This window comes from Acinetobacter sp. TUM15071 (assembly GCF_008980925.1).
GTDB classification, from domain to species: Bacteria; Pseudomonadota; Gammaproteobacteria; order Pseudomonadales; family Moraxellaceae; genus Acinetobacter; species Acinetobacter dispersus.
The window spans coordinates 14,984-41,517 of sequence record NZ_BKGB01000023.1 but is presented as its reverse complement, the minus strand read 5'-3'; the positions used below and the strand labels follow the sequence as shown (position 1 = coordinate 41,517).

The window sequence follows — 26,534 nt, the reverse complement described above, 5'->3', positions numbered from 1 at the left end:
AGCGGTTTTTTCAGGCATCCCCAACAAAAGAACGCGTTAACTGAAGCCTCGAAAAATTAGCTTTGATTTCTAAAAACAAAGTAGACACAGCCCATTAAACATAGCATCGCCCAGATGTAATCGAGTTTGAAGGGTTGTTTAAACACAAAAATCATAAAGGGCACAAACACCATTAACGTCACCACTTCCTGAGTGATTTTCATTTCACCCAGACTCCAGCCATGCTGGTTGAGCAACTTGGTGGCAGGAATCATAAAACTGTATTCCAGCAAGGCAATACACCAGCTAAATAAGATTGCCTGCCAAATGGGCGCATCATGCAGAATTTTCAGATGCCCATACCACGCCAAAGTCATAAAACAGTTGGAAATAATCAACAAACATAACGCTAAAAGAGTAGGGCTCAACATAATGTACTTTTATCCAGATAAAGGTTGAACAGCAGAGGTGAAATGCTTGTAAAAACGCTGAAATTTTAGCATTCATCTGTGCAATTAGAACTAAACAACAACAACGAATTTTGACTATCTTTTCCATGCAAGCCTTGCTATCGTTGCGTTTGATTTTTATTGATAACGACAATCATACACACGATATCAGTGCTGTATGAAAAGCAGTGGAGAAGGCGCGTTATGCATCTGCATATTTTGGGTATTTGTGGCACATTTATGGGGTCTTTGGCTCTATTAGCACGAGATTTAGGACATAAAGTCACAGGTTCAGATGCCAATGTTTATCCACCAATGTCGACTCAACTGGAAAATGCAGGTATTGAATTGATGCAGGGCTATGACCGTAGTCACTTGCAACCCCATCCTGATCTTGTGATTGTCGGCAATGCCATGAAACGTGGTATTGATGCGATTGAATACATGCTGAATGAAGGCCTTCCTTATATTTCTGGTCCACAGTTTTTGGCAGACCATGTGCTACAAGGCAAACATGTGCTTGGTGTCGCGGGTACACATGGTAAAACCACTACTACTACCATGTTGGCTTGGGTGCTTGATCAAGCAGGTTTAAATCCAGGTTTCTTGATCGGTGGCGTACCGCTTGGTTTTAGTGAAAGTGCACGTTTAGGTGGTGGCAAATATTTCTGTGTAGAAGCAGATGAATATGATTCTGCTTTCTTCGATAAACGTTCTAAGTTTGTTCACTATCACCCTAAAACAGCGATTTTAAACAATCTTGAATTTGACCACGCTGACATTTTTGATGATCTCGCTGCGATTCAAAAACAGTTCCATCATTTAGTCCGTACCATTCCGAGTGAAGGTCGTATTATTGCGCCCATTACTGAAACCAATATTGATGAAGTCTTGCAGCAGGGTTGCTGGACACCAGTGATTCGTACCAGTCTAGAGCCAAATGATCAAGCAGCTTTATCTGCTGAGTTGATCAGTGCCGATGGCAGTCACTTTAAAGTGCTTGAACACGGTAAAGTGATTGGTGAAGTGAAATGGAACATGACAGGGCAACACAGTGTTGCCAATGCTTTAGCAACCATTGCGGCTGCACAACACGTGGGTGTCAGCCTTGAACAGGCGTGTGAAGCATTATCCAACTTTGGTGGTGTTAAACGCCGTATGGAGCTGTTAGGTACGGTGCGTGGCATCGAAGTCTATGATGACTTTGCCCACCACCCAACTGCGATTGAAACCACACTCGATGGCGCACGTAAACGTCTAGGCGAACGTAAACTTTGGGCGATCATTGAACCACGTTCGAATACCATGCGTATGGGCAGCCATAAAGATGGTTTGGCACATTCAGCACGTTTAGCTGATGAAGTGATTTGGTATCAACCAGAAGGCTTGGATTGGGATTTACAACCTGTAATCTCAGCATCAGCAAACAAGGCTGAAGTCAGTCGCTCTTTAGATGACATCATTGCCCGTGTGGTCAATGAAGCAGGTGAGGGCGATGCTGTGGTGATCATGTCCAATGGTGGTTTTGGTGGTTTACACCAAAAGTTAATTACAGCTTTGTCGTAATCTAGCTCATAGCCTACTTTCATAATCTAATCTTGTCACAGTATTCACTATCGTGACAGGCGGCATGGATACCGCCTGTTGAGCAGGGGTGACATGGATGTACCCTCTGCTCAACAAAAGATTTTTGTTACTTTTCATCTTTGAAAAGTAATGAAACGCCTATACCCAAACAACTCGACTATTCAGCCTATATGAGGCTGTGAAATATTGCCGAATAAACATATTTGTCCATGCATTTAAAATTGCAATCAACTTAGTTTATTCACCAATTTCAACGGCAAAATTTTCATTGCAATTCCCATTGGCAACCACGGCCACTGCGGCACATAAGCCTTCACTGGTTCTTTCTCAATCGCCTTCACCAGAGCCTTGCTTCCGGTTTTTTCATCCACTTCAAACGGTAATTTCTTGGCACCCTCATTCAACTCGGTACGAATATAACCTGGGAAAATCGTTGAGACTTTAATTGGCGTATTCAACAACTCAGCACGAATCCCTTCGGCCAAATGCGCCACTGCGGCTTTACTAGCGGCATAGGTCGATAAATGCTTCGGTAAACCACGCATCGCACTCATCGAAGAAATCACCACCAAATGACCTTTATTTTGCGCTCTAAAAATTTCAACCGCAGCTTCGCATTGCGCCAAGGCAGAAATAAAATTGGTTTCTGCCGTAGCACGATTCACTTCAAAATGACCTTTTCCAATACGGCGGCCATCGCCCACACCAGCATTGACAATAATTCGGTCAATTGTCCCAAATTCTTGCTGAAAGGCTTTAAAAACCGTAAACACATCATCGTAATGAGTCACATCAAGGGTCTTGATTTTGACCTGAATCGAAAACTGGCTTTGTAACTGTTGCTGTAAAGCTTCCAAACGCTCTAAACGTCGTGCACAAAGTGCCAGATTGTAGCCTTTGGCGGCAAATTCACGCGCCATACCTGCACCCAAGCCCGAACTTGCACCTGTAATTAAAATCGTCTTTGCCATTCCTGCCACCTATTTTTTAAATCCATGTGAGAAGTTCCGCATCATGTGTTTTCAAATAATGATGCTCATTGAAACTAAGTAATTGCAAACGACCATCTGTCCAACGTAACGTGGTAATACTGGCATTGGCAATCGACCAATTCAGTGCAAAAATCTGTTTAGCATCCAGACCTAATACCTGACCGACCGCCACCGAAATGACTCCACCAGAACTAAATACCACCGCCTGACGGGGTTGTGTGGCATCAATCTGCTGGCACAAACTGTGTAAAGCACTTTCTACACGCGATTGAAAACCTAACCAGGTCTCATGATATTCATGGTCATATTGCTCTCCAATCCAGCGATCTATTGCGCCATCAAAGATTTTGGCCAGATAAGCACGTGGATTGGCCATCAATTCGACATCCTGTTTCAGCAATTCAGGTTGATTAAAGCGTGGTTCGTATTGTGCAAACACCTGTTGATGATCAAACTCATTCCATACCGATTCAGTTTGAATCGCTGCATCCTGAAAACTTTGTGATAAGGCCAATTGTGCTGTTTGCTGATGACGTTGCATTGAACCTGCCACAATCAGCGGCGTTTGCTTTAGGGTCTGTTTAAAAAAATCACCGACGACCTGTGCCTGTTGTTCGCCTTTGGCTGAAAGCTGGTCATAACTTGCCGCACCAAATGAGGCTTGCCCATGTCGCACCAAATAAATTGTGGTCATCGTTTTAAAATATCCTGTAGTTTTGCCCCGTATTCGAGAATCAATTGCTGTGCTTGTAGATGGTTTTGCGCAATCAGTTTTAAGGCCCGAATATGTAAGGCATGAATCATGATCCAAAAATCTTTAAAGGCGGGATTATCGGTTTGCTGGTGGTAATAACGATAATAGATCTGTTGCGCAATCACCGCTAAGCGGAACAAACCAAACACTTCATAGAATGCCCAGTTGTCAGGCTTTAAACCTGTTTTTTCCAGATAATAATCCACCACTTGTTGCCGTGTCAGCATGCCTTTTAAATTGGTCGGTTGACGACGGCTAGATTTCATCAAAGCATCATCATCCTCTTGAATCCAATAGGCGAGTGCACTGCCCAAATCCATCAATGGATCACCCAATGTCGCCATTTCCCAATCCAGTACCCCAATCACTTTAGTCGGTTGTTGTGGATCTAAAATGACATTATCAAAACGCCAGTCATTATGAATCACGCAAGTTTTAGCATCGGCAGGGATATGTTCCAACAACCACTCACGCACAAAAGCAAAATCAGGCACATTTGGCGTCAATGCCTTACTGTAACGCGCATCCCAACCCTCAACCTGACGACGACAATAGCCTTCACCTTTGCCCAGTTTTTCCAGTTCTGTACCTTGATATGGCACTTGATGGAGTTCAATCAATTTATCCAGAACATTCAGACACAGCTGCTGTACTTGTGGCTCATCCAGCTGTAATTCTTTGGGTAAATTGGCACGCGGAATAATGCCTTCAATCCGTTTCATGACATAGAAGTCACAGCCAATCACGCCCTCGTCCTGACACAGTGCAATCATTTCAGGCAGGACAGGGTAGAACGGCGCAAGATGCTTCTGCACATTGTATTCACGTGCCATATCATGCGCAGATTTGGCTTTGGTACCTTTGGGTGGACGACGTAAAATGAGATCAGCATTGTCATACTGCAAACGATAGGTCCAATTCGATGCGCCACCCGAATATTGGGTCACTTGCGCCTGTCCTTGCAGATCCACACCTTGGTTTTTTAACCAGCTTTCAACCGCCGCGATATCTAGTTCTTCACCGTGACGAACTTGACCACCAACATCAATTACTGCCATTTACTTTTATCCTTATGAACGACCATAGCCACGTTTTTTGAGTTCTAATTTGGCAATCATGCCTTTATGGACTTCATCAGGTCCATCGGCCAAACGTAAACTACGCGCTTGATTAAAAAATGCAGTCAGTGGAGTATCGCGTGAAACGCCTTCACCACCATGAATCTGGATCGCCATATCGACCACATGCTGTAATACTGTCGGCGCCACTACTTTGATTGCAGAAATCTCTGTCAGAGCCGCCATATTGCCTAAGGTATCCATCTTATAAGCGGCATATAGCGTTAATAATCGCGCTTGATCGATCTGCACACGTGCATCTGCGACACGCTCTAAATTACCGCCCAATTTCAGGATTTCTTTACCAAAAGCTTTGCGTGACATACCGCGATCAATCATCAGCTCCAAGGCTTTTTCAGCAGCACCAATACAACGCATACAATGGTGAATACGCCCTGGTCCTAAACGACCTTGAGCGATTTCAAAACCTTGGCCTGCACCACCAATAAAGCTGCTGACGGGTACACGCACATTGTCAAAACTGACCTGTCCATGCCCATGCGGTGCATCGTAATCGCCAAACACAGGCAACATTCTTTCAATGGTCACGCCTTGGGTATCAATCGGCACAAGTACCATTGAATGTTGATGATGACGGTCTTTGTTTGGGTCAGGGGTATAAGCCATGAAAATAATCACTTTGGCATTCGGATCACCCAAACCAGATGACCACCATTTACGGCCATTCAAGACGATCTCATCGCCCTCAATCACCGCCGTGGCTTGCATATTGGTGGCATCACTGGACGCCACTGCAGGTTCTGTCATACAGAATACGGAACGGATTTCACCAGCAAGCAGGGGTTGTAGCCATTGTTGTTTTTGCTCATCGCTACCATAACGCCATAACACTTCCATATTGCCGCTATCAGGCGCGTTACAGTTAAATACGGTGGGTGCAAGTAAGCTACGTCCTGTGAGTTCAGCAATATGTGCATATTCCTGAACCGATAATCCTGCACCGAGGTCTGCATCAGGTAAGAACATGTTCCACAAGCCAGCCGCTTTTGCCTTATCTTTCAATTGTTGTAATTGTTCAGGCCATTGCCACTTGGTCCAGTCACCATCAACATTGCGATGATGTACTTCATCCCAGAATGTCTTTTCGATCGGTTCAATTTCTTGTTGGATAAAGGCTTTAGTTCGTGCAATAAAGTCCTGTGCGCGTTCAGACAATGCAAACATCATCATTTCCCTCAATGTAAAATATGGCGAATATTGATTCGCTGCTTTACATCACCATAAGTGAAAATTTATTATGAATGAAATGATTTTATTTTATTCAAAACTATGAATCAGATTCATAATAGCCATCCACTGGAAGTGGGCAATTTCCATCGCATTGATATTAATCTCTATCCGCTTTTTATTGCCATTTTTGAGCAAAACAGCATTTCAAAAGCAGCTCAATTACTCTGTATCAGCCAGTCTGCGGTCAGCCATGCATTACAACGCTTAAGAACTCAGTTAGGTGATGAGCTATTTGTCCGTAGCGGGCAAAAAATGCGACCAACCCCTTATGCTGAACAAATTTATCAACCGATTCAGGCCGCATTGCTTACCATCCAACAGATTGCAATCCCTCAGCATGCTTTTATTCCAAGCATGCTGCAAAGCCTGAAAATCGCCATTCATGATGAAATCGAACCGATTATTTTCCCGCAATTGGTCAATCACTTTGCCCAACTGAATCTGGATATCCAATTTTTGAGTTCCAAGCTGGACCGTAAAAACATGCTGGCAGATCTCTCCGCCCAACAAATTGATTTTGTCATTGATCTGGTTCAACCACATCAAGATCATTTACAGTTTGAAAATCTGATTGAAGACCATTTTGTAGTTTGTACCCAGCAACAAGACATGGATTTATCGCTGTATTTATCATCACCGCATATTGGCGTGTCGTCACGGCGTACAGGCTTATTATTGGAGGATATTTATCTCAATCGCCAACAACTGTCTCGGCAAATTTTCCTGCGTTGCCAGCATTATTCGACAGCACTACAAATCTTGGCTCAATACCCAAATGCAATACTGACTATTCCTCAAAGTATCCTCAAACATCTACATTATGCTGAAAATCTGAAGATTCATGCTTTACCCACTGAACTGCCTAAAATCAATATGGGCATGTATTGGCATGAACACGTCACACAAAACCCGCGTCATCAATTTTTACGTACTGAAATTCTAAAAATTTTTAATTAGAACAAGCGAGTGTATCCCATCCCTCACTTGTTCTCCTAAGCTAAGCAATCGCAGCGCTTTGATTATTTGCTGGATGCCAACTGCTCATCACTCCACTTCATCAAATACAGTTTGGAAATGAGAAGACGCAGGATATAAATCACTGCCATCGCAAAAACGATATAGCCAATATCGGCAAAAAACAAAGGAATCAAAAAGAGGATCATCACTGTGATTGGATAGAGCCAACGTCTCCATCCTGATAAATAAAATGCCTCGTAAAATAACCAAATATAGGTGCTATAAATCGCCAGACAGGCAGCAATCAGCCATCCCATCATTTGACTGGAAATATGAGCATGTTGAGTTGAAACATCAACAGCGGCGGCTAAAGCTGCACCTAATACAGCAATACTGATAAAGATAAAAAAATGACCATAGCCCCATAAAAAAGGCTGTACCCCACGACGTTGATGGTGATGATGACTGCGGTCAAAGTAGACCCACCACATGGCAAACATCATCAACAGTCCGCCAATCACTAAAAAGATTTCCTTAAAATTCACGTCATGATTGGAAAAAGCTTCCTGCGTTGCGGCAAAACTGCCAATAATCGACTCTCCCAACACGATGATGGTGAGCAAACTGTAACGCTCGATAATATGATGTGGATGCCATGGTGTTACTGCATGCTTCTCAGCATAAAGAGGTACAGCGAGTTCAGCCAAAACTAAAATGAGGAACAGCAGAGGGGTCATGTGAATGGCGCTGAAATTGCCGATTAACCATCCCAACTGCACCAAAACTATGCCAACAGCATAGCGATAAGCTGTTACCCTCCGTTCAGGATCATGCTTGGCGACGCGAATCCATTGGGTCACTAAAGCCAAACGCATAATCACATAACCAATGATAATCACATCGAAATTATGTTCTTGGAAAACCGCAGGAATGCCAGCAGCCATCACCAATGAGCCAACAATTTGGACAAAGGTCAAACAACGATACAGCGTGTCATCATTGTCATAGGCTGAGGCAAACCAAGTGAAATTCATCCACGCCCACCACAAGGCAAAAAACACCATAAAATAGGTTGGCAAAGCGTGCCATAAATGACCTTCAATGATTGCGTGATGAAGTTGCTGTCCTGCGGTTGCAATTGCCACCACAAAAATCAGGTCAAATAATAGTTCTAAAGGTGTAGCCGCACGATGGGCTTCTTCAGGATCACGAGGAGCAAATAATTTTCGTGTTTTATTTTGATTTTTTTCAGCACTCATCTCTTATTCTCGGAATAATACCTTAAGTGCTAACTTAATCGATCTTCATGAATTTACCTATCACCTCGATCATAAAAATGCTTAAAATTTATGCATTGAAAATTTGCTTAAATCGATTATTTGTGTAATTCTATGCACATCTTTGGATAGCATTATCCATACAGAATTTGACAAGGGGAGTAGCCTCCTCCAAACCTAAGTCACAAATAGCTTAGGTGTCAGAGTTTCGTCATTACACTTTGCAAAAAGTCGGACTCTGAGCATCACGATCCATCGTGATGTAGGCAAGACCTTGATCATGTTGAAACAGATGTATTAATTCATCTGGCAACTGGTCAAGGTTTTTTTATGTCCATTTGCCAGATAGGGAGTTGTGATGGAAACTATCGGTAATTTATGGCTATATGTCGTGTTCTTCGGCCTTGTCACAGTCATGCTGCTGATCGACTTTTTAGGCTTTAAACAAAAACAAGACCAAGATGTACCTATTCGACAAGCAGCTTACTGGAGCATTGCGTGGGTGACGGTCGCAACGATCTTTGGTGGTGGTTTATGGTTCTACCTACAGCAAACCGTAGGAGCAACCATTGCAAACCAAAAAACCATGGAATACTTTGCAGGTTATCTACTGGAAAAATCGCTGGCAATTGATAACGTCTTTGTCTGGCTAATGATTTTCGCAGCGTTTGCGATTCCACCTGCATTTCAACGTAAAATCCTGCTTTATGGTGTATTGGGCGCGATCATCCTAAGAACCATCTTTATCTTTATTGGTGCTTGGTTCGTACAAGAGTTCTCTTGGGTGCTGTATATCTTCGGTGCGTTCTTGGTCTACACGGGCTTTAAGTTCCTGAAAGGACAAGATGAAGAAGACACCAATATTGAAGATATCAAGCTATTGAAATGGTTACGCAAACACATGCGTATCACACCACAACTACATGGTAATAACTTCTTCGTTCGTCAGAACGGTGTGTTGTGGGCAACGCCATTATTCTTAGTCTTGATCTTGGTTGAAGCATCTGATGTTATTTTCGCGGTGGATTCTATTCCTGCGATTTTCGCCGTCACCAGTGACCCGTTCATTGTCTTAACTGCAAACTTAATGGCAATTTTAGGCTTACGTGCAATGTTCTTCTTGTTGGCAGGTGCTGCAAGTAAAATGCATTACTTACCATATGGCTTAGGCATCATCTTATTGTTCATCGGTGCGAAAATGTTATTGCTCGATGTATTCCATATGCCAATCTGGATCTCGTTAGGCTTTATCGTACTGGTATTAAGCATTACCGCGTATCTATCGTTACGCCATAATAAACGCCAAGCTCAATAATAAGCTGAACCTAAAAAAGGCCTTCAATTGAAGGCCTTTTTTATTTGGAACTCATTGCCCAATATGTTCTATTTTTGGATCAACTTCTTTTAATTGAGGCCATTGTTGTAACCATTGTTTGGAATCAACCCGTTTTTTAAACGTGGCATAGCTCACCAGTGCTGAATTCCAACGCAACTTCAATTCAAATAAGTCCTGCAAACCAAAGGGCGCAATCAATTCCAGTTCTCCTGAGGCATTGACGCGTACCGCAATGGCTGTTGCAGTATCAGGCCACAACGATAAGGCGTGTTCAACCGATGTTAAAGGCTGAATCCTTTTGCCATTTTCTCCGCGATACCATGTATGCACCAATGCCTGATTGACCACATCCCATTGCTGTTGTGGAAATAATCTTTCTAGATTATGTTGCAGTTGCTTTTGTGAATGCTGATCTATTTCTGTTGCATCACAATAAATCACATCTACATCACTATATTGCGAGTCAAAAGATTGACCATGTAAATACGCCCATACGGTATTTCGAAGTACCCCAGCACTTAAATAGGCATGAGGATGTAAATGAGACAATGTCTGCAATATTGCAGAAAGCGCAGGGGATTGAGTGATTAATTCAAAAAGAATCGATTGATAATACTCATGCGTTTTTTTCATACGTCAATCAGCCGCATATATTGATTGAATCCATACATAATCATGCCTTACGACTCTGTACTTTAAAAGCATAGATCAATATTATATGTCGGCTTTCCTAATCAGAAACATAATAAAACAAGGCTGTTGACCAATGAGTGTTGATCATGCCAATTAAAATGAGTGGGGTCTCATCATGCGTTCTAAAAAAATTAACCTAGTCGTTGTACCATTATTATTAACTGCATGTAGCCATAATGATGGTCCATTGGTTCAAGATGTTTACAACAGCCAATATGACTGTGCAACAGACTGGAATACTGAGACCTGTGAGGAAGAAAATAGCTCGGGGAGTGGCGGCTCAAGTGCGGGGGTTCGCTATTATGGTGGCTTTGGCTCAGGGCGTTATTTAGGACCTCAATATTATCAAAACAATCGTGAAGTCTCGTTCCGTGGCAATATTTTAAGCCCTCGTACCAATCTCAGCGTTGGGCAACCTTCCATATCAACCACTGCAAAAACTTATTCTGCATCATCTCCTGTTCGCGGTGGCTTTGGTCGTGGCGGTTTTTCCTTTGGTGGTTAATTCCAAAAACTGATATTCAAAAATGAAAAGAAAAATTTTCACACCACGCACAGATTGGCAAATTGAACACCAAAATATTGGCTTTGATTATTTTAATTTACCCTCACTGGACGGTTCAATTTACTGGTCGGAAGGTGTTGCCTATGAATTTAGCTTGAAACAAATTGAACAGCTGGAAGATGCTGCCAATGAATTACATCAAATGTGTTTATCTATAGTTGGTGATCTGATTCAGCGTGGTGATTACCCCGATTACTTCCATATTCCGACTGCGGCTATCGCACATATCGAGCAATCATGGCAACAAAATGCAGCGATGCTGTATGGACGTTTTGACTTCACTTACGATGGTCGCAGCATCAAAATGCTGGAATACAATGCTGATACGCCAACAGGCTTACTGGAAGCATCTGTAGCGCAATGGCTATGGATCGAACAAGTTTCAGGTATTCCTAATCGAGACCAATTTAATAGCATTCATGAAGACCTGATTAAACGTTGGAAAACCATTCTGCCACGTGGCAGCCATATCCATTTTGCTGCATGTCAGCAAGCAGGACGAGAGGATTGGGGCAATCTAGAATATTTAATGGATACTGCCTTTCAGGCACATCTACAGGTCTCTGAGCTATCAATCGAGAATATTGGCTGGAATGGGCAAGGTTTTGTTGATTTAAATCATCATCCTATTCACAACCTCTTTAAACTTTATCCATGGGAATGGATTTGGGAAGAGTCTTTTGCCCAATACCTTAACCCTCAAACACAATGGATTGAGCCCTGCTGGAAAATGTTGCTCTCCAATAAAGCGATTTTAGTCGAGCTATGGAAACGCTATCCAAATCACCCTTTATTGGTCGAGACACATCCGTTTGACCCACAGCAAACCTTGTCTGATAAATGGGTGAGAAAGCCAATTTTAGCAAGGGAAGGGGCTAATATTCGGGTATTGCAAGATGGTCTAGATCAAGGTGCTGCATCAGGCAGCTTCTATTTTGAAGACTATGATAAACACGGCTATGTGGTACAAAAATGGGTAGATACACCATCTTTTTCAGGTCAGTTACCAACTTTAGGATTATGGATGGTTGGACATCAATGTGCAGGTATGTCGATCCGTGAGGACTGCTATGACATCATTGGCAATGATGCCCATTTTGCTGCACATTATTTTGTAGAGTAAAAGACAAGATTTATATCTAGATAAGTCATCTACAGTTTTTATTTTTTGAAAACCCCACAATATCCTATGGTCTAAACGGCAGGGATGCCGTTGGTTTAGCTGTGATACATGGATGTATCATCAGCTAAACAGAGGATTTTTGTTACTTTTGATCCATCAAAAGTAAGGAAAATGCCTATACAAAATTAATCGACTAAATTGAAATCCATATAATCATAGAGATTTACTTAAATCGTATGTGCTGCTACACGTTTCATATAGGCAGCCAAGCGAGTAAAAAATAAAATTTGCAGAAAAACTGTAAAGGCAGAAACACACCACTCATACCACATCTCAAATGCGGTCTGTTCTAAAGCAAAATATTGATAAATCGCTAACAGCACAATACCAAATACAATCCCCGCAACCGTCGTCTGCATCAAAATCGGAAAGGATAAAGCCGTAATCCGATTCAAGAAATGAATACCTTGATCACCACCATTGGCCTGATACGTACGTTGTATCCCGATAACCATAATCATAAGGGTTAAAGCTGCTTCAAGGCCAATCACACGAACATTAACATAAGGCGAATACATACCGTAGTAGTACACCACACTCACCACCAATGCCGCCGCAAGATAATAGTTCTTATAATGTTGTTTACTTAAAGTATCTTCAGCCAACTCATGCGCCAAAGCTTTGGTATTCCAATAATACATGTGTATTTTTCTCAAGAAGTATCATTATTGCTGACAATTTACTCATTTCGGCTCAAATGTAAAGTGAATTGATTCAATCTATTACTCACATTTACACACGTTTTAATGGCTTTAATTAGGCGATTAATCCAGTAAGTTTAGCAAAATCGGGTACAATCAATCGAAAAAAGTAAAATTGTAGGTTGTTATGACTTTGGCTACTCCAATCACGGTAATTCGTGGTCGTTTCTTAGATATTCAAAAAACCGTTTCTCAAGCTGCTGAAATTGCCAATCAGGTTCGTTATATCGAAGATGGTGTGCTCATTACTGAACAAGGTAAAATCCGCTGGTTTGGCACGTGGAACGACGCTCAAGCCCATCTTCCTGCAAATGTTGAAATTCAGCATTACCCAGAGCAATTGATCATCCCTGGTATGATCGATACACATATCCATTTTCCACAAACGGAGATGGTCGGTGCCTACGGCGAACAACTATTAAGCTGGTTAAACACTTATACTTTCCCAACCGAAATTCAGTTCAAAGACAAAGCTTATGCGCAAGAAATTGCCAAATTTTTTGTCAATGAACTCCTCAAAAATGGCACCACCACAGCATTGGTCTTCTGTACCGTGCACCCAGAGTCGGTTGATGCCTTGTTTGAAGCTGCAGAACAGCACCAGATGCGTTTAATCGCAGGTAAAGTGATGATGGATCGTCATGCACCGGAAGCCCTTTGCGATACGGCAGAGAGCGGCTATGACGACTCTAAGGCCCTGATTGAGAAATGGCATGGTCAAGGTCGTGCGCTATATGCAATTACCCCACGTTTTGCTCCGACCTCTACACCTGAACAACTCGAAAAAGCAGGACAGCTCAAAGCACAATTCCCAGATGTGTATGTACATACTCATTTAAGCGAAAACAAAGACGAAATTGCATGGGTGAAAGACCTATTCCCTGAGCAAAAAGGTTATTTGGATGTTTATCATCATTATGGTTTAACCGGACAACGCTCTGTATTCGCCCATTGTGTCCATTTGGAAGATGCTGAATGGAAATGCATGCATGACACAAACTCTGCCATTGCTTTCTGTCCAACCTCAAACCTGTTTTTGGGCAGTGGTTTATTTCCATTGAAAAAGACATGGGAACAGCAAGTGAAAGTCGGCTTGGGTACAGATGTTGGGGCAGGGACCTCATTTAGCTTATTGCAAACCGTAAATGAAGCCTACAAAGTACAACAGTTACAAGGCAATAAGCTCTCTGCTTTCGAATCGCTTTATCATGCGACACTGGGTGGCGCAAAAGCCTTGGATCTCGATGATAAACTCGGTAACTTCAACGTGGGTAAAGAAGCTGATTTTGTCGTATTAAATCTGAAACCGACAGCATTGCAGCAACTACGCCAGTCGCGCTCAAAGTCGATTGATGACAGCTTATTTGCCTTATTCACTATGGGCGATGACCGAAATATTGAGGCAACTTATATCTATGGACAAAAAGCCTATAGCCAAAACTAAAATTTTAAACAAACAAAGACTTGGGTTAATGTTATTCGCCATAGGATGTGCTGTTCTATTAAAACGTGACAGTCGCTTATCTCAAAATGATACATATTCTTCATCATCAAAAGGTGCATGAAATGTGATTTTGTTTTAAAATTCCCACATTAGCTCAAGTTTTCGAGGTGTTGCAGGTCAACACCTTTTTTATTTTTCCATTTTTTAAAGTGTTAGGAATCTACCGATGACCATTGCAATGCGCATTATGATTTCAAGTGAAGAGATTCAAGCCAAAGTGAAAGAACTTGGCGAAAAAATCAATGCACACTATGCTCAAAGTGATAAAGAACTGGTATTGATTGGCTTATTGCGTGGGTCAGTTATTTTTATGGCAGACTTATGCCGTGCAATTGAAAAGCCACACGAACTCGATTTTATGACTGTTTCTAGTTACGTTAATGGCACGACGATTTCATCACGTGACGTAAAGATCCTCAAAGATCTTGATGGTGAAATTCACGGTAAAGATGTACTTGTGGTTGAAGATATTATCGACTCAGGCAACACTTTAAGCAAAGTGGTAGAGATGCTTAAAACCCGTAATCCAAACTCAATTGAACTCTGTACCTTGGTCAGTAAACCATCACGCCGTGAAATTCCTTTAGAAGTAAAATTTTTAGGTTTTGAAGTCGAAGATCGTTTTATCGTGGGTTATGGTTTGGATTTTGATCAAAAATATCGTCATCTGCCTTTTATCGGTGAGATTGGTCTTTAATTTATAAACATCGTAGATATTTTATCGATGCTTAGACAGATGTAATGAGCTGAACATTGCTCTTACTTTAGGTGCTTTCGGGCACCTTTTTTATGGCTTGATCTTAAACAAACCTTGCTAAAGAATGCACAAAAATACGACACAAATAGGCAATCCACTACAGACAAAGCAAGATCAGATCAAGCAGGATAGTAATAAATATCACTGTTAAAACAAGGAGAAAGACAATGTGGTCTCTAATTGTGGCAATTGTAGTTGGTTTTTTTGCTGGTTTAATTGCCAGAGCACTACATCCAGGTGAAGATAAAGCTGGTTTCATCGTAACAACATTATTGGGTATTGCAGGTTCATTGCTCGCTACTTATGGCGGTCGCTTATTGGGCCTATATGGTGAAAATTCGGCAGCTGGCTTTATTGCTTCCGTACTTGGTGCTGTGATTATTTTATTTATCTATAAATTGGTCACCAAAAAAAGCTAAATACATAAAAAACTCCCAATTCATTTTGAGCAATGGATTGGGAGTTTTTCTTTATAAATCTATAGACCTAATTCTTTCCAAATCATTTGAATTTCTTCAGCACTGCGACCGCCAACCATTTTCAAACCATTTCCAAAGATCAAAGTCGGTGTGCCGTCGACACCCAATTTACGTCCTAACTCAAGATTGCGCTCAATAGGATTAGCACAGCTTTTTGCTTGCGGCTGTACATTCTTCTGGATCAGGTTTTTCCATGCATAGGCTTGATTGGCATCACACCAAACAGACTTAGACACCGCCATTGATTGCGATTTTAATGGATACATAAATGTGTAAATCGTCACGTCATTGAGCTTATCTAGCTCAGCTTCTAATTTTTTACAATAAGAACAATTCGGGTCTGAGAATATAGCAAGCTCATGTTTTCCTGTGCCTTTGACTGTTTTAATGGCATCTTTAAAAGGCAGTTGTTTCCAGTCAATCGAGTTTTGTTTTAACACCAAATCTTTCGTAAGGTTCTTCTGATCTTTTAGACGAACCATAGAGCCCACAAACATATGTTCTGCACTTTCATCCAAGTAAATAATCTGGTTGTCCAAACTCGCACTGTATAAGCCAGTCATTTCTGTAGTTTGAATATTGGTCACTTGGATATTGGGATATTGCTTCGTTAAATTGCTTTTTAATGTCTCTACATTGGCGAAACTCATTGCAGAAACACAACTAAGTAATGAGAACATCCCAATTTTTTTTAACATGATTGACACTCTATTCAAAAATCAGTGGCTATTGTAATGACTCTCTGATCGACAAACAGCTTAGCTTACTGAGCAACAACCAAAATTCAACTAACGCTAGCGATGTTTCACGTGGAACATCAGATGATGCAGATGAATTAAGCTAAAAAACATTGCGTCATTGATCTATTATGTAAAAACCTGACAATATTGAGACATCACATTGATATTTATTTAATAATTTTAAAAAGTATATAGATCAAAACATGGCTTTTTGGAATAATTCAGCTCAATCACCAAGTCATGATCATGAGACTTAGTCTATATTGCATAGCATCTGACCCATCGCTATTTTCATTTTAAAGAAACAGGTCTATGTTTATCTTATTGGATTATTTTGAGTCAGCACTGAACACCGTTTCATTTTAAAATCTAGGTAAATCAATGTATAACGCGGAATTATTAGAAGAAGCCAAAACCTTTATGTTTCATATGCTCACCAAGGTGGTGGAATATGGCGGTTCAGATTTATTTATCACCGCAGATTTTCCGCCGAGCATTAAACTACAAGGCTTAATGCGACCTTTAGGGCAACAAGCCTTAACAGCAGATAAAACCAAGTTGTTTGCCTATAGCCTCATGAATGAAAAACAACGCCAAGAGTTTGAAACTGAATGGGAATGTAATTTTGCAATCAATGTTCCGAATGTTTCACGTTTTCGTGTCAATGTATTTAAACAACAGCTACAGATTGGTATGGTGATTCGTACCATTACTTCTGAAATTCCAACTTTCCAAAAGCTCAAACTTCCTGAATCCTTAAAAAATGTGATTATGGAAAAGCGGGGTTTGGTACTGGTGGTGGGTGGAACAGGATCAGGTAAATCAACCTCTTTGGCAGCCATGATTGACCATCGTAATGAAAACTCAGCGGGGCATATCATTACTGTTGAAGATCCAGTGGAATACGTACACAAGCACAAAAAATCAATGATTACTCATCGTGAAGTCGGTGTGGATTGTCATTCATGGCAGCATGCCTTGAAAAACACCTTACGTCAGGCACCAGATGTGATTCTGATCGGAGAAATCCGCGATACAGAAACCATGGAACATGCGATTGCCTTTGCCGAAACAGGCCATTTGTGCCTAGGCACATTGCATGCCAACAATGCCAATCAAGCCTTAGATCGAATTATTAACTTCTTCCCAGAAGAACGTCGTAATCAGTTACTCATGGATCTTTCATCCAATATGAAAGCAATTATTTCGCAACGTTTGGTACGCACCCAAGATGGTAAAGGGCGTCGTGCTGCGATTGAAATTTTGCTGAATACACCATTAATCGGAGACAATATTCTCAAAGGGCAGTTCCATGCACTGAAAGAGATTATGAGCAAATCGCGCGAACTCGGCATGCAGACCTTCGATCAAGCCTTATTTGAGCTCTATAATGAAGGTGCAATTAGCTACGATGAAGCTTTACGTAATGCTGATTCGGTCAATGAACTGCGTTTACAGATCAAGCTGAAAAGTACCCGTCAAGAAGGCGCACCAGTTGCCATGATGACCGCATTAAACGTGGTACAAGAAGAAAAGCCTGAAGAAGAGCAACAAACTGAAGATCAGTGATAGAAAAAATGGCTTGGATTACCATACAATCCAAGCCATTAATAATTGATTTAATTCATTATTTTCCAATACAGAACGAACCAAAAATCTTACCAAGTAAGTCATCCGCACTAAAATCACCAGTGATTTCACCCAATGCATTTTGTGCTAGACGTAATGATTCAGCGACCAGTTCACCTGCATTAAACACAACGAGTTGCTCACGTGCTTCTGCAAGATAGCGCTGAGTACGCTTCATTGCGTCTAAATGGCGTGTTCTGGCAATAAAGGTATCTTCTTCAGGCTGAAAGCCAGCATGCGCTGTAATCGCATCTATGAGCGCTTGAACCCCCATATCCTGTTTTGCAGAAACACTGATATGACGAAAGCCCTGATAATCGCTTAACGTAGCATCTTGACCCGTTAAATCGCATTTATTGCCAATCAATAGCAAACGTTTTGGCTCAAGATGCTCTGCAAAATATTCATGCGCCAATTGCAAAGGTTCATCACCCTGATTTAAGTCATAAACCAATAGCAATAAATCTGCCTGCTCGATTTCCTTAATCGCACGACGAATCCCTTCTTGCTCAACGATATCGCCGGTTTCACGTAAACCTGCAGTATCAGTTAGGGTAATCGGCAAGCCATTTAAACTGATCTTTTCATGTAGTACATCACGAGTAGTGCCTGCAATATCAGTCACAATGGCACGCTCATGGCCTGCGAGCGCGTTCAACAGGCTGGATTTACCTGCATTTGGCTTACCCGCAATCACCACCTGTAAACCTTCACGTAATAACTGGCCCTGACGCGCAGACTGCTGTACCGCTTGAACAGAGTCTTGCACATCATCCAATAACGCTAAAATCTTGCCATCGGCAAGAAAATCAATTTCTTCTTCTGGGAAATCAATCGCAGCTTCCACATGTAAACGCAAATGGATCAGCTTTTCTAAAACGGTATTAATCTTGGTTGAAAATGCACCTTGTAAGGAACGAACTGCCGAACGTGCTGCCGCCTGTGAAGTGGCATCAATCAAATCGGCAATTGCTTCTGCTTGCACCAAATCCATTTTGCCATTTTCAAAAGCACGCATGGAAAATTCACCCGCTTTTGCAGCTGTCGCACCCAAATCAAGTAAACGTGCTAATAACGCATTCTGAATGACTGGACCACCATGTCCCTGTAACTCCACCACATCTTCGCCAGTAAACGAGTGAGGATTTGGAAAACATAACACGATGCCTTCATCCATCACCGAGCCATCGGCATCACAAAACTGACGGAAGCCCGCCATTCGTGCAGCAGGAAGTTTTTTCTGGGTTAGTTGCTCTGCTATTGCATAGGCTTTTGGTCCAGAGAGTCGAATCACCCCCACACCACCACGACCTAATGGGGTAGCAATCGCAGCAATAGTGGTTTGATGTTGCATGTTAAATTCACCTAAAAACGAGCGGGTTATGGAATAGCAAACCCTAAATACAGACAAAGAAAAATCCGCCTAAGATTACCATCTTAAGCGGATTTATTCAGTAAAAGTTCGAACTTAAGCGCTCGGCTCAACCTTGTTGAGACGATCTTTTTCGACACCTTTGTTAATAAACCATTGTTGCAAAATAGTAATACTGTTGTTGACGATCCAGTAAAGCACTAAGCCTGCTGGGAAGAACAACATGAATACCGTAAACATGATTGGCATGATACGGAATACTTTTGCCTGCATTGGATCAGTTGGCTGTGGGTTCAACATTTGCTGAACGAACATAGTCACACCCATGATCAATGGCAAGATGAACCATGGATCCATTGCAGATAAGTCTTGAATCCAACCTAACCACGGTGCATGACGGAGTTCAACAGATTCCATCAATACCCAGTACAACGCTAAGAAAATCGGCATTTGTAGCAATAACGGCAAGCAACCAGACAATGGATTGACTTGTTCACGCTTATACAAGGCCATCATTTCTTGTGAGAAACGCATACGGTCTTCACCAAATTCTTCTTTCATGCGTTGCATTTCAGGTGCAATCACACGCATTTTCGCCATTGAGCGATAACTTTTTGAAGAAAGTGGCCATAAAATCAGTTTCACCAAGATCGTCAATAGAATGATTGACCAGCCCCAGTTACCAATGATGTTATGGAAAAATTGCAAACCTAAGAATAACAATTTAGCAATTGGCCATAACCAACCATAATCTACAGTTTGGTTTAAACCATCAGCCAAGTCTTTCAGTTCAGACTGAACTTTTGGACCAGAATAAAGCTTCGCATCTACTTCCATTGACGTACCAGCAGGTACATTAATCACTGGAGAAGTGAAGCCCATGATATTCATGTGATCAGCAGACTGACGAGATTCCAGCTTAGCAACATATGGCTGACCATCTGCTTGAGTAAGTTTTAAATTCCCAGGAATCCAAGCACTTACAAAATAATGCTGAACGATAGCAACCCAGCCACCTTTCGCATCAACATTCAGTTTTTCATCATTAAAATTCGCAAATTTTAACTTGTTATAGTGTGCATCTGGTGCACCCCAAGCGCCGCCCAAATAAGTTCCCAAAGTGAAAATACCTTGTGAAGATTTACCTGGATCGTCTGAGTTATCACGCTTTAACTGACCAAACATTTGACCTTGCCAGTTTTGCTGACTACGGTTAATAACTTGGTGTTTTACAGTAATCGGATAATCACCTTGCGTGAAGGTGAACGATTTGATCACTTCTACGCCTTCTGGTGTTTTAAATACCAACGGCACAGTCAAAACTTGATGTGTTTTACCATCTTTAGATGCGACGCTTTTTGCATCCGCCAAGGTATATGCTGTTTTTTCAACATCATACATTGGACGACCACTACGGCTGCTATCAGGTCCGTTTAAACCAATTAAGCCAGATTGAGCGACGTAAGTACGTTTCGCATCACTTTCCAGCATAACAAAAGGTTTTTCGCTGTCTTTGCTTTCATCATGGCTTAACAATTCAATACGAACAATATCACCACCCTTTGGATTGATCCAAAGATGGTAAAGATCAGTTTGTACTGAAATCAATTGCTGACTCACAGAAGGTGCTTCTGTGGTTTGTGATGCAGTCACATTTGCTTGTGGCAAGTCTGAAGCCGCTGTTGCATTTTGAGCATTTGGCAAATCTGCAGATACGTCATGCGCACTTACAACAGCCGCTTGTTGTTGCGGAGCTGGTGTAGCATGACCATAATCTTTTTGCCAAGCCAAAATAAGCAAATATGCGGTAACAAACATGGCTCCAAGAATTGCAAATCTGGCCCATTGTTGCATATCTATTATCCCAAATGGTTAGAGAGATTTTGCTTGAATAAACGATCACGAAAGGGTACAGCAACGTGATGCATTTGAGAATCTATTTGATGAAACGAAATAAAACGAAGTGCTTTGCGTGGGACGGGATCATAGCCTGAACCACCCCAAGGATGACAACGGCAAATTCGCTTAGTCGAAAGCCATACACCTTTTGCTGCACCATGTGTCTGCAGTGCTTCAATTGCATATTGAGAGCAAGTGGGAATATAGCGACAACGAGGACCCAATAAGGGACTAATTGCGATTTGGTAACATCTTATCAACCAATGTAGTAAACGTACCATTGGAGATCTCTAATTTTGGAGGGATGTCACAACGACTTTGGAATGCTTCTTTGCTAAGCGTTGTAATTTTTGCCAAGCAAAATCTAATTGTTGATGTAATTCTTGATTTGCGATTGCTTCTATACCAACTTTAGGCATCACCACAATATCGATATCAGCATTAAATTGCGCTTGATGTAAGCGAAAGCTCTCCCGAGCAAGACGTTTTATTCGATTTCGTTCATGTGCACGACGCACCTTTTTTTTAGCAACGACAATACCCAAACGGCTTTTCGGCTGTTCGGTTAATTTTGCTAAAAAAAGGAAATGGGGCTGATGCACTTTAAAAAGCGCACCATCAAATACACTTTTATAATCTGCAGCACAACGAATACGAGATTCAGTGCCAAAACTGTAAAGTGTCATCACCCAAGTCTGGTCAGCTTAACAGTATTAAACAGTTAAGCTATGACGACCTTTTGCACGACGACGAGCTAAAACTTGACGACCAGCTTTTGTTGCCATACGAGCACGGAAACCATGAACACGCTTACGCTTTAATTCAGATGGTTGGAAAGTACGTTTCATATCGAAACTCCCAAAAATGATCTTTCTATAAAGGTCCGCGATTTTATGGTGCAAAGCTCAGTCTGTCAATGGAAAATCCAAATCTTTACATTTTGTTTGTTCTGTTTGACATAAGTAGAGAAACACTGACTTTGTTGTTTTAATTGAAAACAAAAAATATACACATGCTATCTATTTAAATTATATCAACATTAAGCTATATTCACACCTTAATCACAAGCTTATCAACAATTCATTTTGTATTTTAAATTTAATTCTTGGATTTTGAATTTAAATTTCGATATGCTCAGTTATCCACAATTCGAGTGAACCCTATAAGTAAATTCAAATTTTAAAATTTAAATTTATTACTATTAGGGAGGGTTTATTCTGTGGAAATGCATGTTTTTTTATAAATAAACATATAGTTACTTTGTGGATAACCATGTTTTTATTAATTTTATAGTTTGTGGATAACTTCATGGTTAAAACTATCCACAGCTTGTGCAAAAAGTTATGCACATGTGGTTTTAAATTTGAATTTATAAACGATTGCTTTCTTTTTCAGCAAAAGTCCCATAAATTTGCCTGACAGATGTGGATAACTTGGTTAGAATGGCGACCCCTTCGAAAGATGGGGTTAGTGGTTTCTTTGTTTTTGAATTTAAAAAATGGATATATAGGGGATGCACATGCTCTGGACAGACTGCTTAACTCGCTTGCGACAAGAGCTCTCTGACAACGTCTTTGCGATGTGGATTCGTCCTTTGGTTGCTGAAGAAGTTGACGGTGTGATGCGTTTATATGCACCCAACCCATATTGGACACGTTATATTCAAGACAACCATTTAGAATTGATTTCAATTCTTGCTGAGCAATTATCGGAAGGCCGAGTACGTCAGGTTGAAATCTTGGTTGATTCACGTCCAGGTACGATTCTGTCGTCTCATGAGCAACCTGCAACCACGACAGCAGCTTTAACGACACAAGTTTCTGTTCCAACAAAAGTTAAAAAAGAATCAGATTTGGTACAACCTAGCCAAAATGTCAGCAAAATACCGAAGAAAAGACAGTTAAATTCCCTATTTACTTTCTCACTGTTTGTTGAAGGCCGATCGAACCAGATGGCTGCTGAAACATGCCGTAAAGTTTTGACCCAATTGGGGGCATCGCAGCACAACCCTTTATTTTTATATGGTCCAACAGGTCTGGGTAAAACACATTTAATGCAAGCTGTGGGGAATGCTTTATTACAAGCAAAACCGAATGCACGTGTGATGTACATGACCTCAGAAAGTTTTGTACAAGATTTTGTCAGTTCTTTGCAAAAAGGTAAGGTTGAAGAGTTTAAGAAAAATTGTCGTTCTTTAGATCTGTTATTGGTCGATGATATTCATTTACTTGCTGGTAAAGAAGCGAGTTTGGTTGAATTTTTCTATACATTCAATGCTTTACTTGATGAATCTAAACAGATTATTTTAACTTCAGACCGTTATCCGAAAGAACTCACCGAACTTGATCCACGCTTAGTCTCTCGTTTTTCTTGGGGCTTATCTGTGGGTGTCGAGCCACCAGATATTGAAACTCGAATCGAAATTTTGCTGAAAAAAGCTGAAAACAGTGGCGTTGATTTACCACGTAACTGTGCTTTATTTATTGCTCAACAAGTGGTTGCGAATGTGCGTGAGCTTGAAGGTGCGCTCAATAAAGTAGTGGCAATTTCACGTTTCAAAGGTACCGTAATTGACCTCGATGTCGTACGTGAATCTTTAAAAGATGTATTGGCAATTCGTGCACGTACCATTAGTGTTGAAAATATTCAGCGTGTGGTGAGTGAATATTTCCGAATCCCACTGAAAGAATTGGTTGGACCAAAACGTACGCGTATTTATGCTCGCCCGCGTCAGTTAGCGATGGGACTTGCACGCGAATTAACTGGGGATAGTTTTCCTGAAATTGGAATGGCCTTTGGTGGTCGTGACCACAGTACCGTGATGCATGCCTGTGAAAAAGTCACGAGTTTGCGTGAAGAAGATCCAATTTTTAATGAAGACTATAAAAACTTACTTCGTTTATTACAAAGTTAGGCCTGAGCATAATCTCGGCTGACTCAATTTTCATGGTTGCAAACTGCTTTTAAGTGCAGCATAGTACACTGCTAACATTCATATCAGCTTCTGTTGTAAGAGGAATAAAATCGTGCGTTTGAAAATCGCTAAAGAAAGTTTAGTCAATGTTCTATCACATGTAGTGGGGGCTGTTGAACGTCGCCATACCTTGAATATTCTTTCAAATGTCAAAATTCAAACCACACAACAGGCCTTAACGATTACGGGCTCTGATTTAGAAGTTGAACTGGTTGCAAGCACAACGTTAGCTGATGGTGCTTGTTTAGAAGCAGGTGAAACAACAGTTCCAGCGCGTAAATTAGTCGAAATTTGTAAATCTCTTCCGACAGCAGCTTTGATTGATTTGCAAATTACAGAAGATCAACGCTGTATCTTAAAATCAGGGAACAGCCGTTTTGTTTTGGGTACTCTTCCTGCTGAAGATTATCCATTGCTAACCACTGAAAATAGTCAGGGTACACAAGTTCAGGTAACACAGCGCGAATTGAAGCGTTTATTTGAAAAAACAGCCTTTGCAATGGCTGTACAAGACGTACGTTTTTATTTGACTGGTACTTTGCTGGAAATTGATCAAAATCAACTACGTACAGTAACCACTGATGGACATCGTCTAGCTTTGTGTGAAGTTTTAGCTTCTTCAACAGCAGCATCGCCGATGCAAGCAATTGTTCCACGTAAGGCAGTAGGCGAATTACAACGTTTACTGAGTATTGAAGATGAGCAATTAACCTTGTTGATTGGGCGTGAACTGTTGAATGTCACCATTAATACGCCAAGCCGTGATAAAGAGCAGGGTGATATAACGGTTCGTTTCACGACCAAGTTAATTGATGGAAAGTTCCCAGATTATCGTCGTGTAATTCCAAAAAATGGTGATAAGCATGTGTTTATTGCACACGATGTATTCAAGCAATCTTTACAACGTGTTGCTATTTTAAGTAATGAAAAACTTCGTGGTGTTTTCTTGAATTTTAATCAAGATTCATTGCAGTTGCGTGCCAATAACCCAGAACAGGATGAAGCGGTAGAAGATATTGCAATTCAATATCAAGATGCCCCTCTAGAAATGTCATTTAATGCGCAATATATCCTTGAAGTACTCGGTGTACTGGATGGAGATGATGTGAAAATGAGCATGAGCGAAGCCAATCAATCGGTACTTGTCCAAGATCCAGCGCATCCTGATCAAACCTATGTTGTGATGCCAATGCGAGTTTAATGACGAGATTTGAGTTTTAAAGCATGCAAATCACGCGTTTAAATATCGAACGTGTACGTAATTTAAAGACGGTTGCACTCCATGAGTTGCAACCGTTTAATATTTTTTACGGCGCAAATGGTTCTGGAAAAACTTCAGTTCTAGAGTCAATTCATTTACTGGCGACTGGTCGTTCATTTCGAACCCATATTCCAAAACATTACATCCAATATGATGCTGGGGATGCGATTGTGTTTGCGCAATCTGCCAGTGAACGTATTGGTATGCAAAAGTTGGCTTCGGGCGAACAGGTAATTAAGGTCAATGGCGATACCATTGCGACACAAGGTCAGCTGGCAAAATTATTGCCTTTACAGCATATCGATCCACAAAGTACCGATATCATTGATCATGGCGCAAAGCCTAGGCGACAGTTATTAGATTGGTTAATGTTCCACGTGGAACCTGAGTTTTATTTTGCATGGCAGTATTATTCTCGAGCACTCAAACAACGCAATAGTTTGCTCAAAACACGGCGTAATCTGACTTTGGCTGATTTAGAGCCTTGGAATAAAATGCTGAGTGATTATGGCGAAATGCTGCATTCACAACGGGTCAGTATTGTTGAGCAATGGAACCAATTTTTCCACGAAGATTTAAAGCAACTTCTACCCAATCTTGAAATAGAACTGGAATACAATCCCGGCTTTCATACTGAGCAAGGTTTATTGCAGGACTTGGTTCAGCAGCATCAAAAAGACCTCGATCGGCGTTATACCGAGTACGGTCCGCATCGTGCTGATTTACGTTTAAAAACGCCTTTTGGCAATGCAGATGATGTGTTATCTCGCGGACAAAAAAAGTTGTTAATCATGGCATTAAAACTGTCACAAATTGCAATGCTACATGCGAGTAATAAGGAAACTGTGGTATTATTAGATGATCTGACAGCAGAGTTAGATGAGACTGCACAACAACGTTTAATTGAGCGATTGAGTCAGTTAGGAAGTCAAGTTTTTATGACCACCTTGGACCATGCGTCGGTATTAAAACACTTACAGGATTTGTCGATTTCCTTTCAATTATTCCACGTTGTTCACGGTCAAGTCAGTCTTGCTGCACCATAATTTTATTTTTCATCTTTAAATAGATCAATAT

At 41.1% G+C, this 26,534-nt stretch carries 26 protein-coding genes; 12 read left to right on the top strand and 14 right to left on the bottom strand.

What is annotated here, in order from left to right; genetic code table 11:
• Positions 1-56: 56 nt before the first annotated feature.
• On the bottom strand, positions 57-410 hold the full coding sequence (locus GBI66_RS17480; RefSeq protein ID WP_005186310.1) for a DMT family protein: 354 nt from the start codon (positions 408-410) through the stop codon (positions 57-59).
• A gap of 222 nt (positions 411-632) precedes the next feature.
• On the opposite strand from GBI66_RS17480, the gene mpl reads away from it, so the two are divergent.
• Complete coding sequence (mpl, locus tag GBI66_RS17470; RefSeq protein ID WP_151716961.1) at positions 633-1,994, top strand: UDP-N-acetylmuramate:L-alanyl-gamma-D-glutamyl-meso-diaminopimelate ligase; 1,362 nt, start codon at positions 633-635, stop codon at positions 1,992-1,994.
• Between the two features lie 248 nt (positions 1,995-2,242).
• On the opposite strand, the gene GBI66_RS17465 is transcribed toward mpl, so the two are convergent.
• Genes GBI66_RS17465 through GBI66_RS17450 form a run of 4 tightly spaced genes read right to left on the bottom strand, consistent with a single transcriptional unit; the run spans position 2,243 to position 6,064 of the window.
• A complete protein-coding gene (locus GBI66_RS17465) occupies positions 2,243-2,986 on the bottom strand; it encodes an SDR family oxidoreductase (protein WP_151716960.1) in 744 nt (247 codons plus the stop codon).
• A 16-nt stretch (positions 2,987-3,002) separates the two neighbouring features.
• The gene (locus GBI66_RS17460; protein ID WP_151716959.1) at positions 3,003-3,701 is read right to left on the bottom strand and encodes a histidine phosphatase family protein; all 699 of its coding nucleotides are present in this window, start codon (positions 3,699-3,701) and stop codon (positions 3,003-3,005) included.
• Complete coding sequence (locus GBI66_RS17455) at positions 3,698-4,819, bottom strand: phosphotransferase family protein (protein WP_151716958.1); 1,122 nt, start codon at positions 4,817-4,819, stop codon at positions 3,698-3,700. Before GBI66_RS17455 ends, GBI66_RS17460 begins: the two co-directional genes overlap by 4 nt.
• Positions 4,820-4,831: 12 nt before the next feature.
• A complete protein-coding gene (locus tag GBI66_RS17450) occupies positions 4,832-6,064 on the bottom strand; it encodes an acyl-CoA dehydrogenase family protein (protein ID WP_171494335.1) in 1,233 nt (410 codons plus the stop codon).
• A gap of 105 nt (positions 6,065-6,169) precedes the next feature.
• Between GBI66_RS17450 and GBI66_RS17445 the strand changes: the two genes are divergently transcribed.
• Positions 6,170-7,087 (top strand): LysR family transcriptional regulator, encoded by a 918-nt coding sequence (locus tag GBI66_RS17445; RefSeq protein WP_151716957.1) that lies wholly within the window; start codon positions 6,170-6,172, stop codon positions 7,085-7,087.
• A 62-nt stretch (positions 7,088-7,149) separates the two neighbouring features.
• On the opposite strand, the gene GBI66_RS17440 is transcribed toward GBI66_RS17445, so the two are convergent.
• Positions 7,150-8,346: a low temperature requirement protein A gene (locus GBI66_RS17440; protein ID WP_151716956.1), complete on the bottom strand. Its 1,197-nt coding sequence runs from the start codon at positions 8,344-8,346 to the stop codon at positions 7,150-7,152.
• Positions 8,347-8,722: 376 nt separating this feature from the next.
• Here GBI66_RS17440 and GBI66_RS17435 point away from each other — a divergent pair, with 376 nt between their 5' ends.
• Positions 8,723-9,679, top strand: coding sequence for a TerC family protein (locus GBI66_RS17435; RefSeq protein WP_005186297.1), 957 nt, complete (start codon positions 8,723-8,725; stop codon positions 9,677-9,679).
• A gap of 51 nt (positions 9,680-9,730) precedes the next feature.
• On the opposite strand, the gene GBI66_RS17430 is transcribed toward GBI66_RS17435, so the two are convergent.
• Positions 9,731-10,333, bottom strand: coding sequence for a nucleotidyltransferase family protein (locus GBI66_RS17430; RefSeq protein WP_151716955.1), 603 nt, complete (start codon positions 10,331-10,333; stop codon positions 9,731-9,733).
• A gap of 175 nt (positions 10,334-10,508) precedes the next feature.
• Here GBI66_RS17430 and GBI66_RS17425 point away from each other — a divergent pair, with 175 nt between their 5' ends.
• Entirely contained in the window at positions 10,509-10,898 is a 390-nt protein-coding gene (locus GBI66_RS17425) for a hypothetical protein (protein WP_151716954.1), read from the top strand.
• A gap of 22 nt (positions 10,899-10,920) precedes the next feature.
• On the top strand, positions 10,921-12,081 hold the full coding sequence (locus GBI66_RS17420; protein WP_151716953.1) for a glutathionylspermidine synthase family protein: 1,161 nt from the start codon (positions 10,921-10,923) through the stop codon (positions 12,079-12,081).
• A 227-nt stretch (positions 12,082-12,308) separates the two neighbouring features.
• Here the strand turns inward: GBI66_RS17420 and GBI66_RS17415 are convergent, their stop codons facing one another.
• Positions 12,309-12,782: a hypothetical protein gene (locus GBI66_RS17415; RefSeq protein WP_151716952.1), complete on the bottom strand. Its 474-nt coding sequence runs from the start codon at positions 12,780-12,782 to the stop codon at positions 12,309-12,311.
• 187 nt (positions 12,783-12,969) lie between these two features.
• On the opposite strand from GBI66_RS17415, the gene guaD reads away from it, so the two are divergent.
• The 3 genes from guaD to GBI66_RS17400 all read left to right on the top strand — a co-directional run bounded on the left by guaD (position 12,970) and on the right by GBI66_RS17400 (position 15,522).
• A complete protein-coding gene (gene guaD / locus GBI66_RS17410; RefSeq protein ID WP_151716951.1) occupies positions 12,970-14,286 on the top strand; it encodes a guanine deaminase in 1,317 nt (438 codons plus the stop codon).
• 226 nt (positions 14,287-14,512) lie between these two features.
• Positions 14,513-15,043, top strand: a complete 531-nt coding sequence (hpt, locus tag GBI66_RS17405) for a hypoxanthine phosphoribosyltransferase (RefSeq protein ID WP_005146279.1) — start codon at positions 14,513-14,515, stop codon at positions 15,041-15,043.
• 227 nt (positions 15,044-15,270) lie between these two features.
• Positions 15,271-15,522, top strand: a complete 252-nt coding sequence (locus tag GBI66_RS17400) for a GlsB/YeaQ/YmgE family stress response membrane protein (protein WP_005146280.1) — start codon at positions 15,271-15,273, stop codon at positions 15,520-15,522.
• Positions 15,523-15,581: 59 nt separating this feature from the next.
• Here the strand turns inward: GBI66_RS17400 and GBI66_RS17395 are convergent, their stop codons facing one another.
• A complete protein-coding gene (locus GBI66_RS17395) occupies positions 15,582-16,280 on the bottom strand; it encodes a DsbC family protein (protein ID WP_151716950.1) in 699 nt (232 codons plus the stop codon).
• Between the two features lie 423 nt (positions 16,281-16,703).
• On the opposite strand from GBI66_RS17395, the gene GBI66_RS17390 reads away from it, so the two are divergent.
• On the top strand, positions 16,704-17,891 hold the full coding sequence (locus GBI66_RS17390) for a PilT/PilU family type 4a pilus ATPase (protein ID WP_151716949.1): 1,188 nt from the start codon (positions 16,704-16,706) through the stop codon (positions 17,889-17,891).
• 58 nt (positions 17,892-17,949) lie between these two features.
• Here GBI66_RS17390 and mnmE read toward each other — a convergent pair whose 3' ends face one another.
• From mnmE to rpmH, 5 genes are all read right to left on the bottom strand, one after another.
• Complete coding sequence (gene mnmE / locus GBI66_RS17385) at positions 17,950-19,305, bottom strand: tRNA uridine-5-carboxymethylaminomethyl(34) synthesis GTPase MnmE (protein WP_005186269.1); 1,356 nt, start codon at positions 19,303-19,305, stop codon at positions 17,950-17,952.
• A 114-nt stretch (positions 19,306-19,419) separates the two neighbouring features.
• Positions 19,420-21,177: a membrane protein insertase YidC gene (gene yidC / locus GBI66_RS17380; RefSeq protein ID WP_005186257.1), complete on the bottom strand. Its 1,758-nt coding sequence runs from the start codon at positions 21,175-21,177 to the stop codon at positions 19,420-19,422.
• Positions 21,178-21,182: 5 nt separating this feature from the next.
• The gene (yidD, locus tag GBI66_RS17375; RefSeq protein WP_005146289.1) at positions 21,183-21,503 is read right to left on the bottom strand and encodes a membrane protein insertion efficiency factor YidD; all 321 of its coding nucleotides are present in this window, start codon (positions 21,501-21,503) and stop codon (positions 21,183-21,185) included.
• A 9-nt stretch (positions 21,504-21,512) separates the two neighbouring features.
• Positions 21,513-21,908 (bottom strand): ribonuclease P protein component, encoded by a 396-nt coding sequence (rnpA, locus tag GBI66_RS17370; protein ID WP_004656857.1) that lies wholly within the window; start codon positions 21,906-21,908, stop codon positions 21,513-21,515.
• A 27-nt stretch (positions 21,909-21,935) separates the two neighbouring features.
• Positions 21,936-22,070, bottom strand: coding sequence for a 50S ribosomal protein L34 (rpmH, locus tag GBI66_RS17365; protein WP_000831329.1), 135 nt, complete (start codon positions 22,068-22,070; stop codon positions 21,936-21,938).
• A gap of 671 nt (positions 22,071-22,741) precedes the next feature.
• Here rpmH and dnaA point away from each other — a divergent pair.
• The 3 genes from dnaA (at position 22,742) to recF (ending at position 26,503) form a co-directional block, all read left to right on the top strand.
• Positions 22,742-24,136: a chromosomal replication initiator protein DnaA gene (gene dnaA / locus GBI66_RS17360; RefSeq protein ID WP_005146292.1), complete on the top strand. Its 1,395-nt coding sequence runs from the start codon at positions 22,742-22,744 to the stop codon at positions 24,134-24,136.
• Between the two features lie 112 nt (positions 24,137-24,248).
• Positions 24,249-25,397: a DNA polymerase III subunit beta gene (gene dnaN / locus GBI66_RS17355; RefSeq protein WP_005146294.1), complete on the top strand. Its 1,149-nt coding sequence runs from the start codon at positions 24,249-24,251 to the stop codon at positions 25,395-25,397.
• 23 nt (positions 25,398-25,420) lie between these two features.
• Positions 25,421-26,503 (top strand): DNA replication/repair protein RecF, encoded by a 1,083-nt coding sequence (gene recF / locus GBI66_RS17350; protein WP_005201766.1) that lies wholly within the window; start codon positions 25,421-25,423, stop codon positions 26,501-26,503.
• Positions 26,504-26,534 lie beyond the last annotated feature (31 nt).